Raw genomic sequence first — 14,907 nt, forward strand, 5'->3', positions numbered from 1 at the left:
GGCTTTCTCTGTAAATATGGCGGTGAGGGAGGGATTCGAACCCTCGATACGTTTTCACGTATACACACTTTCCAGGCGTGCTCCTTCAGCCTCTCGGACACCTCACCGGGGGTTGTCCTCTCAGACAACGGGCGCTACTGTAGGGAAATTCCCCCGCAGCGTCAACACACTTATGCCTCGTTATGGTGCGATTAGCTAAAGTTAACGCAATTTGCTGTTTTACTCGCCAGATGTACGTATTCAGGCGTCTGACGGGCGCTACAGCGTGTTTTGCATTTGTACGAATCACGTGACAATTACCCCGTGAGCTGTGTGGGGAAGGGAAGGATGGTATGCTGGCACGGTAAAATAAGCGCCAGGAGAAGCCATGTACCCCGTCGATTTACATATGCACACCGTAGCCAGCACTCACGCCTATAGCACACTGCATGATTACATTGCCGAAGCCCGGCGTAAGCATATTCAACTGTTCGCCATTACGGATCACGGTCCAGATATGGCGGATGCCCCGCATCATTGGCATTTTATCAACATGCGCGTCTGGCCCCGGATGGTGGACGGGATCGGTATCCTGCGAGGTATCGAGGCCAATATCAAAAATCTTAACGGCGATATCGACTGCACGGGACCGATGCTGGAAAGTCTGGATCTGATCATCGCAGGTTTCCACGAACCGGTGTTTCCCCCGCAGGATAAAGAGGCGCACACCACCGCGATGATCGCGGCGATGGCGCAGGGAAACGTCCATATCATCAGCCATCCCGGCAATCCGCGTTACCCGATCGATATCCCGGCGGTTGCCGCTGCGGCAGCCAAGTATGAAGTCGCATTGGAGCTGAACAACTCCTCCTTTATTCATTCCCGCAAAGGAAGCGAGGCCAACTGTCGAGTCATCGCTGAAGCGGTGCGCGATGCGGGCGGATATCTGGCGCTAGGGTCGGATAGCCACGTGGCGTTCGCGTTGGGCGAATTTCCCTACTGCGAACGCATTTTGCGGGAGATTGATTTCCCGGCGGAACGCGTGTTGAATGTCAGCCCTCGTCGGGTACTGGATTTTCTGGAACGCCGCGGTAAGCCGGCTATCCCTGAATTAGCCTCTTTGTGACGTTGTCACTCTTTATCTACAGGTTTAATGCATGAATGAATTCTCGATTGTGTGCCGTGTTCTCGGCTCACTGTTTTACCGTCAGCCGCAGGATCCGCTGCTGACCCCGCTCATGACGTTGGTCAAAGAGGGCAAGCTAGCCCCGCAGTGGCCGCTGGAACAGGATGCGCTGCTGACGCGAATGCAAACCAGCTTGAAGGCCGAAGGGCTTGATACCGTGAGTGCCGACTATTTGCGGCTGTTTGCCGGGGACGAGCCGGCGGTAACGCCCTGGCGTTCCGGATACGAGCCAGCGTCACCGGAAACGGCTGTGCGCGAATTTTTACAGCAACGCGGCATGCCGCTCGGCGAAGGTCCGTCAGACCACTTTGGCGGACTGCTGCTTGCCGCTTCATGGCTGGAGGATCAGGCGGAGGAAGATGAGACCGAGGCGCAGACTGCGCTATTCGATACCTACCTGCTACCGTGGAGCGACCGCTTTCTGGGCAAAGTCGAAAGTCATGCGACGACGGGGTTTTACCGTTCGCTGGCGATAGTAACGCGCGAAGCGCTGGAAGCGATGCGCGAAGAGCTGGCAGAGACAAGAGAGGGCGAGGAGTAAGCGAGCCAACGTTTCCCTCAAAAAGATAAGGCTGACCGTGAGCGAGATCGTCTCCGGCCAGCCACAAAATTACTCGGTCAGCTGGATCACCAACTGACCCGGTTTGACTTCTATACCCTTCGCCAATTTCTTGGCCATCGCTTCTTTCGTGCTGTGCTCAGCATTCAACACGTAGGCGGGTTTCTGGTCGAAATAACTTTTCAGCGATTGATTGAGATAAGGCGTCAGCGTTTTAAACATCGACTGCATTTTTTCCGGCTGCACGCTGTAATCCGTCAGCGTCATCTCTTTAAGATAAATGGCGCCCTGCGCTTTATCGAAGACCGGTTGCGCCTTGAGCGTTAGCTTCATGTCTGCCGACTGTGCGCCAATCAGTGAGCTGATATCGACTTTGGCATTGCCGCTGAGGGTCACTTTGCCCGGTTCTTCGCGACCGATCTGTGTGGTGAGATCGGTCAGAACGATATGAGCATCCACGACACCCGGCACGCCAATCTGTTTCTGATAGTCATTATGTTCCTGTAAATACTGATTGACTTCCTGTTCGCTCAGGGTGTATTGGGTCAGCTGATTACAGCCGCTGAGCATCAGTCCGCCCAGCAATGCCAGTGTCGCCCATCCTGTTTTTTTCATTGTAATAACCTCGTTAATTCCCTTAATACTATCGATATCTGATAGCGGGGCAGCGTGCGCTTTTGCGTGAACAGCGCCAATCGGAAAGTCCTGAAACGGTAACGCACATACCGGCACGTCATGTTCCGGTATGTGACGGCGATTCTGGTGCTTATTGAGCCATGCCGCTCAGCAGCGGGATCTGGGTTTGTTTGGCCATGTTGTCGCGGTAGTCCGCCACCTTCGACGGCACGCTGACGCCATTGACGATGGTCAGGGCGCGAAGCAGCGGGAACAGGTGAATATCATCCATCGACAGCTCGCCGTTACAGGCGTTGGCCTGAACAATCAGCGGTTCGAGATCTTTGAGATCGTTGCTGATGTTTTTGATCAAACCGGCGGAGTGGCTCAGCAGCTCTTCAAAATCGCCGCCCTGGGCCTGCTTTTTATTGATGAAATAGTCGCGTGCGGCAGGTGTGGCGAACTCTTCGAAGGGCGCACGGCTGAGGCGAGGCATGACGAGACGGCGATATACGTCATCGGAGACTTTGCGCAGCCAGGCGTCGATCTGTGGATTCGTCGGGCCGGTCAATAGAGGCTTGCCATCAGACGCATCGATATATTCCACGATATCGAGGCTTTCTGGCATAAAGCTTCCATCTTCTTTTTGCAGGATGGGCAGCATCTTTTTACCGACCATGGAGATGGGCGTTTTTTCGTCATCATTAAGCAGGTATTCCAGTTTCACCGGGATATCTTTCAGGCCGAAAATCATACGAGCTTTCACACAGAATGGGCAGTGGTCGTAAATATAAAGTTTCATACCAATCTTCCTTTGTTGTCGATCAATGCGATGCCGCTGCCGTATACACAGGGCGTCCCTGCGAGCACGTGATTTAAAAAGGGGGCATCTGTGACGAAAAAGTATGGGGGGGTTTTCGCTTGAGATCAATTCGGGTGGCGAGGGCGCCCGACACAAAACAGGCGGAGGGGAGATTAACGATCGCCCAGCATCGCAGGCTCAATACGCCGCAAATGGAATTGCCAGTAGAGCGCGGCCAGCGTCATCAGGCCGATGATCCCGAGCATACACCACGGCAGTTCAGGCTGGCCCAGCGCACGCCCGCTGTCGTACAACCAGCCGCCGCCGCTATAGCCGAGCGCGCCGCCCAGCGCCAACCCCATACGGCTGAAGCCCATATAGCTGCCGCGGGCGCGGGCGTTCGCCAGCGAAGCGCCCAGCGTTTCGCGCGCGGGTTCTGCGATAATAGAGCCGAAATAAAACAGGCCGATTAGAACCAGCAACAGGTTAAGGTGCGTCGCCATCCCCATCGGAAACAGACTGAGCGTCATAATGAACAGCCCGGCCATGAGACGCTGCTCCAGCCGAAAATGTTTTTCGCTCCAGCGCGCGACTGGGTAGAGCAACGTCAAAGAGAGCGCGGCTTCGATGGCGTACATCCATTTCACCGCCGCGGGCGTTCCGGCGACTTCGTTGACGACGATCGGCATCATCAGCAGTACCTGCACCGCCAGCATGAAATACCCGGTCAATGTCAGGACATAGATGACGAAACGGCTGTCGCGCAGAACCCGCAGCATGCCTTCACGCATGGGCGTTCGCGTGGTGGAAATGCGATAGGCGGGCAGCAGCCAGGCATTCGCGCCCGCAGCCAGCAGGAACATAAAGGCGCCGACCCAGCAGACGACGTTGAAATTGTATTGCATCAACCAACTGCCGAGCAGCGCGCCGGTGACTGAGCCAGCCGTGTCTTGCATCAGCAAGAGGGAGAAGAAGCGCCCGCGTTCGCTGGGACGGGTCAGCTTGATGACCAGCGCGGTGCGCGGCGGGTCGAATAACGTGCCGCCGAGTCCGGAAAGAAAACAGGAGAGCATCAGCACCAGCGGCGTAGTCGCCAGCGCCATGCAGATGAAACCGGCCGAGCGCATCAGCATGCCGGTGATAATCATCGGTTTGGCGCCGAATCGGTCGGCAATCGCGCCGCCGAAGATCCCTAAGCCTTGCTGGGTGAGCTGGCGCAGCCCTAATGCGGTGCCGACCGTCAGCGCGGCCCAGCCCATTTGGTCGACAAATCGTATGGAAATCAGGGGGAACACGACGAAAAACCCTAAAATCACCAGCATATTATCAAGCAGAATGAAATATTTACCCAGGCTGCGCGCCTGCGTCATCAAAGGCATGTTGCACCGTCACGGAAAGAAAGGATCCTACTTGTTTATTCTCTCGCCAATTGTGTTATGGCGATAGGTGACTTGGAGATAATATTTTTTTATCGTCAAACACCGCTCGATGCAGAGCTGTGATAATTGCAGATTGCAGACGTATTCAAATTGCGTGATAACCGCGCGTTGGAGCGGTTACGTTGATGCAGTCAACGCGGTTTATAGTAAGCTTAACGTCATGTTTATCCGCTTATTGCTGGCGAATAGACGTTTTTCAGTTCCATAAACATAATCGATTAACCACCCCGAACCTGAGGGAAGAGAAATGTTTGGCTATCGTTCCACATCTGCCACGGTACGTTTGACGACGGACCGGCTGGTGGTACGTCTGGCTCATGAACGTGATGCCTGGCGACTGGCAGAGTATTACGCGGAAAACCGCGAATTTCTAAAACCCTGGGAGCCGGTACGTGATGCCAGCCACTGCTATCCCTCGGGCTGGCAGGCGCGTCTGAGCGCGATCACCGATATGCACAAACAGAACAGCGCGTTCTATTTCTTGCTGCTTGACCCTGAGGAAACGGAGGTGCGCGGCGTCGCCAACTTCAGCCATATTCTGCGCGGATCTTTCCACGCCTGCTATCTGGGCTATTCGCTCGGGCAGAAATGGCAGGGGCAGGGGCTGATGTTTGAAGCGCTGAAAGCCAGCCTGCGCTACATGTTTGTTCAACAGCGCATGCACCGGGTTATGGCCAACTATATGCCGCACAACCACCGCAGCGGCGGTCTGCTGGCGCGTCTCGGATTTGAAAAAGAGGGTTATGCCAGAGATTACCTGCTGATCGACGGCGAATGGCAGGATCACGTTTTAACTTCCTTGACCAATGACCGCTGGGCGCAGCGGAAGTGATTGCCCGGCGATCAGAACTGTCGCAAAAATCCGGGCGATCAGTCACTTCTGCAGCTTAACGGTGCGGAGCGGGGGCACCAACCGGTAGCTTTTGCTCGCACAATGCGTAGACTAGGCGCACCCAATAGATGCGTACGGCCAGACGGCTGTTTGCGTCATTATCTTCCCCGGTATTCAGAACACTCGCATGAATTTACTTAAATCACTGGCTGCGGTCAGTTCAATGACAATGCTTTCGCGCCTGCTGGGCTTTGTGCGTGACGCCATCGTCGCCCGCGTATTCGGTGCAGGTATGGCGACCGATGCTTTTTTTGTCGCTTTCAAACTTCCGAATCTGCTGCGTCGTATTTTCGCCGAGGGCGCGTTCTCCCAGGCTTTCGTTCCCATTTTGGCCGAATATAAGAGCCAGCAGGGAGAAGAGGCCACCCGCACGTTTCTGGCTTACATCGCCGGGATGCTGACGCTGGTGCTGACGTTGGTGACGATCGCCGGCATGCTGGCCGCGCCCTGGGTGATCATGGTGACGGCGCCTGGCTTTGCCGAAACCCCGGCGCGTTTTGAACTGACCTCTTCGCTGCTGCGCATCACATTCCCCTACATCTTATTGATTTCGTTGACCTCGATGGTCGGGTCCGTGCTCAATACCTGGAACCGTTTTTCGGTGCCCGCGTTCGCGCCGACGCTGCTCAATGTCAGCATGATCTTTTTTGCCTTGTTCGCCACGCCCTATTTTCACCCGCCGGTGCTGGCGCTGGCCTGGGCCGTGGTGGTCGGCGGCGTCTTGCAACTGGGATATCAACTGCCGCATCTCAAAAAAATCGGTATGTTGGTCTTGCCGCGTATCAAATGGCGTGATCCGAGCGTAGCGCGCGTGATGAAGCTGATGGCGCCGGCAATTCTCGGCGTGTCGGTGAGCCAGATCTCGTTGATCATCAACACGATTTTCGCTTCTTTTCTGAGTCAGGGCGCGGTGTCATGGATGTATTACGCAGACCGTCTGATGGAGTTCCCCTCCGGCGTTCTGGGCGTAGCCTTGGGCACTATCCTGTTGCCTTCGCTGTCAAAAAGCGCCGCCAGCGGTGATCATAAAGAGTACTCCCACCTGATGGACTGGGGGCTGCGACTTTGCTTCTTGTTAGCGTTGCCGAGCGCGGTCGCGCTGGGCATCTTGGCAAAGCCGCTGACGGTATCCCTGTTCCAATACGGTAAGTTCAGCGCTTTCGATGCGGCGATGACACAGCGGGCGCTGGTGGCGTATTCCATCGGGCTAATGGGGCTGATTCTGGTGAAAGTGCTGGTACCCGGATTTTATGCGCGACAGGACATCAAGACGCCGGTGAAGATCGCTTTGGTGACGCTGGCGCTAACTCAGTTGATGAACCTGGCGTTTATCGGTCCGCTTCAGCATGCAGGATTAGCGCTGTCGATAGGGCTGGCCTCTTGTCTCAACGCCGCGCTGCTGTTCTGGCAACTGCGTAAGCAGCAAATTTTCCAGCCGTCGCCGGGGTGGGCACGTTTTCTGGTGCGGCTATTGCTGGCGGTCGTCGTGATGTCGGCGGCGCTGTTGGCGCTAGACCAGATCATGCCGCCATGGGATCAGGGCAATATGACGGCTCGAATCTTACGCTTGATGGCGATGGTGGTGGCCGGCGCCGGCGCTTACTTCGTCTCGCTGGGGCTGATGGGATTCCGTCCGAAAGATTTCTCGCGCCGCAGTATCTAATAACCCACATCAACAACCCACATCAACAATACGAACGGCGAGTTCGCTCGCCCTAGTTGCGGTGGTCGTTGCGATGAATGGCCGTCTGACTCACGCCTCTGCTCTTAATACACCTTCTCTGAGAAAAGCGTTATCAGCTGCATTGCCGGGAACAAGGCAAGCCCGGTTGATAGCAAATGATACGCATGTGAAAACGTCGTCTGGGATGATGGATCAGGGATGCTAAGAGGGGAGAAACACGCCGCCTTCAGAAAGACGGCGTGAGGAGGTAAACGCGTTACATCTTCTCGACGGTCTGGATACCTAGCGTGTCCAAACCTTGCTTCAGCGTCTTCGACGTCAGCATGGCGAGTTTAAGACGGCTCTGACGTTCCGCTTCGTTCTCGGCATTCAGGATCGGGCAGTGCTCGTAGAAGCCGGAGAACAGGCCGGCCAAATCGTAGAGATAAGCACACATGACATGCGGCGTACCGTCGCGAGCCACGGTTGTAATCACTTCTTCGAACTGCAACAGACGCGTCGCTAGCGCCTGTTCGCGCTCGTTGGTCAGTACGATGGGGTGGGTCAGGCTGGCTTCATCAACGCCGGCGCGCTTAAAGATAGAGGCGACGCGGGTGTAGGCATACTGCATATAAGGCGCGGTATTGCCTTCAAACGCCAACATGTTGTCCCAGTCGAATACGTAGTCAGTGGTGCGGCTTTTGGAAAGATCTGCGTATTTCACCGCGCCGATGGACACGACGTTCGCCAGCTCGGCCACTTCGTCCTGCGGCATTTCAGGGTTTTTGTCCGCGATCAGTTTTACCGCACGTTCGTAGGCTTCATCGAGCAAATCAGCCAGCTTGATGGTTCCTCCGGAGCGGGTCTTGAACGGCTTGCCGTCTTTGCCCAGCATCATCCCGAACATGTGATGCTCCAGGCTCACGCTATCGGGGATGTAGCCAGCTTTGCGGACGATGGTCCAGGCCTGCGTCAGGTGCTGATGCTGACGAGAGTCGATGTAGTAGAGGACGCGGTCGGCGCCCAGCGTCTCGTAGCGATACTTGGCGCAGGCGATGTCCGTGGTGGTGTACAGGTAACCGCCGTCTTTCTTCTGGACGATCACGCCCATCGGTTCGCCTTCCTTATTTTTAAACTCTTCAAGGAAAACGACCGTGGCGCCTTCGCTCTCAACTGCAAGGCCCTTGGCTTTCAGATCGGCGACAATGCCCGGCAGCATGTCGTTGTACAGGCTTTCGCCCATGACGTCGTCTTTCGTCAGCGTGACGTTAAGTCGATCGTAGTTATGCTGGTTTTGGCTCATGGTAATGTCCACCAGCTTGCGCCACATGGCACGGCAATATTCGTCGCCGCCCTGCAGTTTCACTACGTAACCGCGAGCGCGTTCGGCGAATGCGGCGTCGGCGTCATAATGCTGTTTCGCCTCGCGGTAGAATGCTTCCAGGTCGGACAGCTCCAGCTCACCGGCGTTTTCGTTCTGAACTTTTTCCAGATAGGCGATCAGCATGCCGAACTGCGTGCCCCAGTCGCCGACGTGGTTGGCGCGGATGACGTTGTGACCGAGGAATTCCAGCGTTCTTACCGCCGCGTCGCCGATGATGGTGGAACGCAGGTGGCCGACGTGCATCTCTTTAGCCACGTTGGGGGCGGAGTAGTCGACGACAATCGTTTGGGGTTCTACCGGCGCCACGCCCAGTTTCGGGCTGGTCAGCACGCGCTCTAACTGCGCGGACAGCCACTGAGGATCGAGGAAGATATTGATGAAGCCGGGACCGGCGATTTCAGTTTTGGCGGCAATTCCTTCCAACTGCAACAGCTGGACGACTTTCTCCGCCAATTGACGCGGAGGCATGCCTAATTTTTTAGCCACGGCCATCACGCCGTTAGCCTGATAATCACCAAATTGCGCTTTTGCCGATTGGCGAACCTGCGCTTCGCTGTCAGCGGGTGCGCCCGCCGCAACCAATGCCTGACGGACTTTTTCGGAAAGAAGAGCCTGAATATTCACCGGGTTACCTTACATTACAAATTAAGCCCTGCTTATACCATATTTGATAGATTGAGTCAGCAGAGCGGCGGTGTCACAGGCTCATCGGGGTGCTCATGATGTTGACGCATCACGGTTAAAAAAGCACAGAGGAAATAGGGAAGAAAACAGCCATACAGATAAATCTAAAAAATAAATAACCAGAGAGTCATTAACGTTTTTTATTTCGTCTATCAGTCACCAAACGCGTGTTTTTCATGTTTTTGAGATGACGAAAGATAGCGTAACCGGCTAATGCAATTAATAAAACCGATACAATAAGTAGAAACATGGCGAACGACCTTTTTATATCTTTTGGAATAATGAAATTATCCCTTTTATTGTTTATTAACAATGGGGGAAAGTGTATTTAAGATTACTCCCATGATATATAGGAATATGCGTAAAAACAGTGAATTAAGGTCGTTATTTACGTCAGGGTATTGTTGGAGGCAAGCAAAAAAAAACATCATGGCCAGGAATGATTTTCGTTAATAAATTAATCAGCGTGATGATCTTAAACGATAAAAAAACATACAGAAAACTGACAATCGACTGACAATTCCGTTTAAAGCTGGATGCTGATGCTAACTCTCTGTAAATTAATAAAGCAATTAAGTTAACGGAGGTATTTGAAAATAAAATGGCTGCTAATACATCGCAACCGCTACCCGCGTCATTAATGGAAGATCTGTCTCGATTCGAATCAGAGATGTTCAAACTGGCTGAGCAGCTTTCGTTAGATATTGCGCAGTTTGAAGCCGATCACATTTCACTGCGTTGCCATCAAAACGCAACGGCGGCGCGCTGGCGCGAGGCGCTGCTGGACAAAGGCGCGACGCTGTTATCTGAAAATATCATCAACGATCGGCCTATTTGCCTGTTTTTGCTTCCTCAACCGATGACGGTCGGCCCTTGGCAAATTGCGTGCATCGAGCTGCCGTGGCCGGGGAACAAGCGCTATCCTCATGAAGGCTGGGAGCATGTGGAAGTGGTCCTTCCGGGGGATCCGGCCACGCTTCATCAGCGGGCGTTGGCGTGTCTGCCGGATGCGGCGCTACTCACTCCGGGCATTCGTCTTAAATTCAGTCAGCCGCAGGGAGAGCAAGAACGATTGCCTAATCCCACGCTGGCCGTGACCAACGGTACGGTCACCCTTAAGTTTCACCCCTTTAGCTTGCAGAACATCGTCGAGAGCGAAAGGGATTCGCTCCCGCTACGCGGCGATCGCGCCGGGCGCTGAAGTCGATATTGTGCGCCACTTCATATCCTGTAATGTTGCTCTCCTCAAGAACAGTAACGCGGTGCCATAGTATATTGAGACATTGATTCAGGAGCACTGTTGCTCCTGGCCGCGATTTTAGGGAGGGACCTATGCCTAAGCTGGAAGTATGCTGCTACAGCATTGATTGCGCATTGACGGCAGAACGTGCCGGGGCTGACCGTGTGGAACTGTGCGCGGGCCTGCGGGAGGGCGGACTGACGCCGGGATACGGCATGCTACGCCAGGCGCGGGAGCACCTCACGCTCCCGGTGCATCCGATGGTACGGCCTCGTGGCGGCGACTTTTGCTACAGCGCGACGGAGTTCTCAGCGATTTTGTATGATATCGATCAGATACGCGACCTGGGATTTCCGGGCGTGGTCGTCGGTATATTGGATGACGAAGGGCATATCGATTTAGCGCGCATGAAGCGGGTGATGACGCATTGCGAGGGTTTAGCCGTGACGTTTCACCGCGCGTTCGATATGTGCTTCAACCCGCGACAGGCACTGATGCAGCTTGCCGATTTGGGCGTTTCCCGCGTGTTGACTTCCGGCCAGCAGCAGAGTGCCGAAAGCGGTTTGCCGTTATTGCGGGAACTTAACGCACTAGACCGTGGTCCTATCATTATGGCGGGTTCTGGCGTACGTCTGACCAATCTGCATAAGTTTCGCGCTAGCGGAATTAAAGAATTGCACAGCTCCGCGGGCCAGTGGCTGCCGTCGCCCATGCGTTATCGCAAAGCGGGCGTGACCATGAGTGCTGACGTCGACGGCGACGAATTCCAACATTACTGTGTTGATGGCGATGTGGTGGCGGCCATGAAGAGCGCCTTGACCTCCGATCAGCACACCGCTTCAGTGACGTGATGTGACGCGGTGTGCCTACCTTTGCCGCGCAGCATACTTCAGCAGGTTTGCTTGCGAGTACCAAGCCCCGGTGTGTTACCGGGGCTTTTTTTCGCCTATCGTCAGGCCATCTGACTCGCTTATCGGTGATATCGCCATCAGGCGATAGTGAAAAGTGAGGAGAAATCCTTTTTTCCCACAGGTCGGAACACTTGAAAGCAAACCCCTATTTCAATCGGCACGGCCCCTCAGACACAAGTGTTCCCGGAAAAATAGCGTAGAGAAGGCATCGGGTTCGATCAAAAGAGTAGAGGGCTTGAGAGGACGTGATGGCGATCGTCTTGTGGGCGGTTTGATGGCCAGGCGAGCATAATGGTGATTTGCCCCGGCGCGTAACCGGGGGTATGTGCGACAACGTATCAGGGTTTTTTGGCGACGACGACTGCGCGGAGTGGAGCCGGGTAGCCTTCTACCGTCTTGGTGCTATCCGCCGGGTCGAGGAAGTCCGCCAACGACTCGCTCACCATCCAGTCAGTGCGTCGTTGTTCCTGCGTGGTGGTGACGCAAAGATCGACAACCCGGACGTCCGTAAAGCCGCATTTTTCAAGCCACTGGGTGAGCGCCGCGGGTGAGGGAAGGAAATAGACGTTACGCATCTGGCCGTAGCGTTCACCTGGCACCAGCACGCTGTTTTCATCTCCTTCAATCACCAGCGTTTCCAATACCAGTTCACCGCCGCTGACCAGCTGATCTTTTAACTGCCACAGATGATCCAACGGAGATCGTCGGTGATAGAGTACGCCCATCGAAAAGACGGTGTCGAACGCGGCCAATGCCGGCAGCTGTTCAATGCCTAAAGGCAATACGTGGGCGCGACGGTCGTCGCCAAGCAGTCGGCGAACGGCTTCAAACTGACATAAGAACAGCTGCATAGGGTCGATGCCGACGGCCAGGCGAGCGCCCGCGCCGACCATGCGCCACAGGTGATAACCACTGCCGCAGCCGACATCGAGAATATGCCGGTCCTGTAGGGACGAAATATGCGGTAGCACGCGATCCCACTTCCAGTCTGACCGCCACTCGGTATCGATAGAAACGCCGTAGAGCGAGAAGGGTCCTTTGCGCCACGGCATCAAATTACGCAGCAGCTGTTCGATGCCTGCGCGCTGGCCGTCATGGATGTCGGGCGTCATCGTGGCCGTGACGCCGTTTTGCAAGTCGAGCGTCGTCGGCGTCAGTTCAGGCAGATGTTCCAGCGTGTTGAACCACTGTTTAAAACGGCCATGCAGCGACTCCTGCTGCCACTGGGTAATTTGCGCCGGCAATGTGTTCAGCCAGTGACTGAGCGGCCCGATGGCAATCTGCTGATAAAAGCGTCCGAAGTCGATCATTGCGCGCTCTCCGCTTTGATTGCCAGCAGGGAGCCGAAGTTGAAGCACTGGAACCAGACGTCGCTGTGTTCGAAACCGGCCTGCGCCAGACGCGCTTTATGCGTGTTCACACTGTCCGTCAGCATGACATTTTCCAGCATGCTGCGTTTTTGGCTGACCTCCAGTTCGCTGTAGCCGTTCGCGCGTTTGAAATCATGATGCATGTTGAAGAGCAGGTCGCCGATGGTGTCATCGTCAAAGCTAAATTTTTCCGATAAGACCAACGCGCCGCCGGGGCGCAGCCCTTCATAAATCCGCGTCAGCAGGGTTTGTCGCTGTTCCGGCGCCACAAACTGCAGGGTGAAGTTCAGCACGACCAGCGAAGCATTTTCGATCGGCGTCGCCAGCACGTCGGCTTCGCGTACGTCGACAGGTGTGTCGGCGCGGAAGGCGTCAATATGTCGGCGACAGCGTTCAACCATCGCAGGAGAGTTGTCGACGGCGATAATCTGGCAGCCAGGCACCTGAATATGGCGACGCATGGACAGTGTGGCCGCGCCCAATGAGCAGCCCAGATCGTAAATCTGAGAGTTCGGCTGAACAAAGCGCTCGGCCAGCATTCCGATCATCGAAATAATATTGGAGTAGCCGGGCACCGAGCGCTGGATCATGTCGGGAAAGACCTCGGCCACGCGTTCGTCAAACGTCCAGTCTCCCAGATTGGCGATGGGAGCGGAAAAAAGCATATCGCGGTTGGTCATAGCGGAAAAATACATGTGAGCAAGAAATTGGGGCGCATTCTATCAGAAACGTGGAGCAAAGAGAGAGTGTCAAGGCAATACGGTAAGCGCGGGGTGTCCCGTCTTACCGTGGAATAGGGGTTAGCGCAGGGTCAGGATCAGTTCCCAGGGCAGATAATACAGATTTGCCAAAACCATCAATGCCAGAGAAAGGTAGGTCGACATCATGCCATAGCGGCGCCAGCGGAATTCTCGCTGCCGTAAGCCATAGTAATGAAACAGACGACCGACAATCAGCAGAATGCCGCAGAAATGGATCATGCCGATTAATGCGCCGTTCATTTCCATCAACACCAGCATGATAGCGCCGATAGGAATATATTCGACCGCGTTACCGTGAACCCGAATCGCGGTTTGCAGCTCGTAAAAACCGCCGTCGCCGTAGGCGACACGGTACTGCATCCTGAGTTTCACGACGTCAAAGGAAAGCTTGATTAACAACAATGCACCGAGCACCACATATAGCGTGCTTACCATTTTCTACTCCATTGCCTGTCCAAAGCGGCTGGCAGAATAATAGCCTCTCTTTTGCCCAGCTGTCGCCTGCAACGGCACGGTTTTTTATCTAAAATTTTCTGCCAATACGAATTGAGTATAAGAAAAAGAACTAACAAATGCCTTGTCAGAGTCGGTTAAAACAGCGTTGACTGCTCTGGCCAATGCGGCCGCGGCGGCATATCCGAAATTACGGCGCTTAGTTTGGGCCAAAGCCGACGTGCCAGCTCCGGCGCGAAACCGATATCCGGCGTGTGAATAAATAGGTAGGGCGAATGCTCGTTCTGCCAGTGAGCCAGTTTCGCGAGCCAAGGCGCGAACCAGCGCTGGTTATCCTCCTGACTGTCGTTGCCGATGAATCGAACCAGCGGCTGTGAGGCGGTCACTACGGCGTGGACGGGAACGCGTGGTTTTTTACGCTGAGCTTCTCGCATCGCTTCACTGTCGGCTATTGCGCTATGAACCGGCCTGCTGTCCATAATGACGCGGTTGACGCCACGCTGATGCAGCCCCTGATTGAGCCGGCGCTCATCCTCGCCTTTGGCGAAAAACTGCGGGTGACGAACCTCGACGCCGTAGGTATAGCCCGACGGCAGCGCATCCAGAAACTGCCACAGGTCCGGCAGTTGTCCGGGACCGAACGCAGCAGGCAACTGCAGCCACAATTGTCCCATTCGAGTCGCGAGCGGCGCCATACAGCGAAAGAACTGAGTCACTTCCGGCTGGCAATCCCGCAGCGCCGCCTGATGGCTGATGGTCGACGGGAATTTGAAGCAGAAACGGAAATCATCGTGCGTCATATCCCGCCAGCGTAAAACCACGTCTGCGGACGGCAGCGCGTAAAACGTGGTATTGCCCTCCACGCAGTTAAAATGTCTGGCGTAGTCCGCCAGATCGCTTAAACCCAATTTTCCCCAGGCCGCGTGCTGCCACTGCGGCAATCCGATATACATAGTTTGCGTTATGCCT

Annotated in this window: 14 protein-coding genes and 1 tRNA gene; 6 read left to right on the top strand and 9 right to left on the bottom strand. The window is 55.0% G+C overall.

Features of this window, described 5'->3' with window-relative positions; translation table 11 throughout:
• Positions 1–17 precede the first annotated feature (17 nt).
• Positions 18–107: transfer RNA gene (locus BLU64_RS02885), tRNA-Ser, on the bottom strand.
• A 260-nt stretch (positions 108–367) separates the two neighbouring features.
• On the opposite strand from BLU64_RS02885, the gene BLU64_RS02890 reads away from it, so the two are divergent.
• Both BLU64_RS02890 and BLU64_RS02895 read left to right on the top strand, forming a co-directional pair.
• The gene (locus BLU64_RS02890) at positions 368–1,105 is read left to right on the top strand and encodes a phosphatase (protein ID WP_026742326.1); all 738 of its coding nucleotides are present in this window, start codon (positions 368–370) and stop codon (positions 1,103–1,105) included.
• Between the two features lie 31 nt (positions 1,106–1,136).
• Entirely contained in the window at positions 1,137–1,706 is a 570-nt protein-coding gene (locus BLU64_RS02895; RefSeq protein WP_074727894.1) for a TorD/DmsD family molecular chaperone, read from the top strand.
• 69 nt (positions 1,707–1,775) lie between these two features.
• Here BLU64_RS02895 and BLU64_RS02900 read toward each other — a convergent pair whose 3' ends face one another.
• From BLU64_RS02900 to mdtH, 3 genes are all read right to left on the bottom strand, one after another.
• Positions 1,776–2,339 carry a lipoprotein gene (locus tag BLU64_RS02900; RefSeq protein ID WP_026741409.1) on the bottom strand — a complete coding sequence of 188 codons (564 nt, stop codon included), beginning with the start codon at positions 2,337–2,339 and terminating at the stop codon, positions 1,776–1,778.
• A gap of 151 nt (positions 2,340–2,490) precedes the next feature.
• Positions 2,491–3,141: a glutaredoxin 2 gene (grxB, locus tag BLU64_RS02905; protein ID WP_026742328.1), complete on the bottom strand. Its 651-nt coding sequence runs from the start codon at positions 3,139–3,141 to the stop codon at positions 2,491–2,493.
• 173 nt (positions 3,142–3,314) lie between these two features.
• A complete protein-coding gene (mdtH, locus tag BLU64_RS02910; RefSeq protein WP_026741407.1) occupies positions 3,315–4,520 on the bottom strand; it encodes a multidrug efflux MFS transporter MdtH in 1,206 nt (401 codons plus the stop codon).
• A 307-nt stretch (positions 4,521–4,827) separates the two neighbouring features.
• Here mdtH and rimJ point away from each other — a divergent pair, with 307 nt between their 5' ends.
• Both rimJ and murJ read left to right on the top strand, forming a co-directional pair.
• A complete protein-coding gene (rimJ, locus tag BLU64_RS02915) occupies positions 4,828–5,412 on the top strand; it encodes a ribosomal protein S5-alanine N-acetyltransferase (protein ID WP_026742329.1) in 585 nt (194 codons plus the stop codon).
• 187 nt (positions 5,413–5,599) lie between these two features.
• Positions 5,600–7,135, top strand: a complete 1,536-nt coding sequence (gene murJ / locus BLU64_RS02920; RefSeq protein WP_074727896.1) for a murein biosynthesis integral membrane protein MurJ — start codon at positions 5,600–5,602, stop codon at positions 7,133–7,135.
• A gap of 277 nt (positions 7,136–7,412) precedes the next feature.
• On the opposite strand, the gene argS is transcribed toward murJ, so the two are convergent.
• Positions 7,413–9,143 carry an arginine--tRNA ligase gene (argS, locus tag BLU64_RS02925; protein ID WP_074727898.1) on the bottom strand — a complete coding sequence of 577 codons (1,731 nt, stop codon included), beginning with the start codon at positions 9,141–9,143 and terminating at the stop codon, positions 7,413–7,415.
• Between the two features lie 661 nt (positions 9,144–9,804).
• On the opposite strand from argS, the gene BLU64_RS02930 reads away from it, so the two are divergent.
• Together BLU64_RS02930 and cutC are read left to right on the top strand one after the other, a co-directional pair.
• Positions 9,805–10,404, top strand: coding sequence for a VOC family protein (locus BLU64_RS02930; RefSeq protein WP_026742332.1), 600 nt, complete (start codon positions 9,805–9,807; stop codon positions 10,402–10,404).
• Between the two features lie 131 nt (positions 10,405–10,535).
• Entirely contained in the window at positions 10,536–11,294 is a 759-nt protein-coding gene (gene cutC / locus BLU64_RS02935; RefSeq protein ID WP_026742333.1) for a copper homeostasis protein CutC, read from the top strand.
• 398 nt (positions 11,295–11,692) lie between these two features.
• Here the strand turns inward: cutC and cmoB are convergent, their stop codons facing one another.
• The 4 genes from cmoB to BLU64_RS02955 all read right to left on the bottom strand — a co-directional run bounded on the left by cmoB (position 11,693) and on the right by BLU64_RS02955 (position 14,891).
• On the bottom strand, positions 11,693–12,664 hold the full coding sequence (gene cmoB / locus BLU64_RS02940; RefSeq protein ID WP_026742334.1) for a tRNA 5-methoxyuridine(34)/uridine 5-oxyacetic acid(34) synthase CmoB: 972 nt from the start codon (positions 12,662–12,664) through the stop codon (positions 11,693–11,695).
• Complete coding sequence (gene cmoA, locus BLU64_RS02945; protein WP_074728048.1) at positions 12,661–13,404, bottom strand: carboxy-S-adenosyl-L-methionine synthase CmoA; 744 nt, start codon at positions 13,402–13,404, stop codon at positions 12,661–12,663. Before cmoA ends, cmoB begins: the two co-directional genes overlap by 4 nt.
• Before the next feature lie 120 nt (positions 13,405–13,524).
• On the bottom strand, positions 13,525–13,920 hold the full coding sequence (locus BLU64_RS02950; protein ID WP_026742336.1) for an MAPEG family protein: 396 nt from the start codon (positions 13,918–13,920) through the stop codon (positions 13,525–13,527).
• Positions 13,921–14,075: 155 nt separating this feature from the next.
• A complete protein-coding gene (locus BLU64_RS02955) occupies positions 14,076–14,891 on the bottom strand; it encodes a DUF72 domain-containing protein (protein ID WP_026742337.1) in 816 nt (271 codons plus the stop codon).
• Between the last annotated feature and the right edge of the window lie 16 nt (positions 14,892–14,907).

The organism is Lonsdalea quercina (genome assembly GCF_900107885.1).
In the GTDB taxonomy this organism is placed as follows: Bacteria; Pseudomonadota; Gammaproteobacteria; order Enterobacterales; family Enterobacteriaceae; genus Lonsdalea; species Lonsdalea quercina.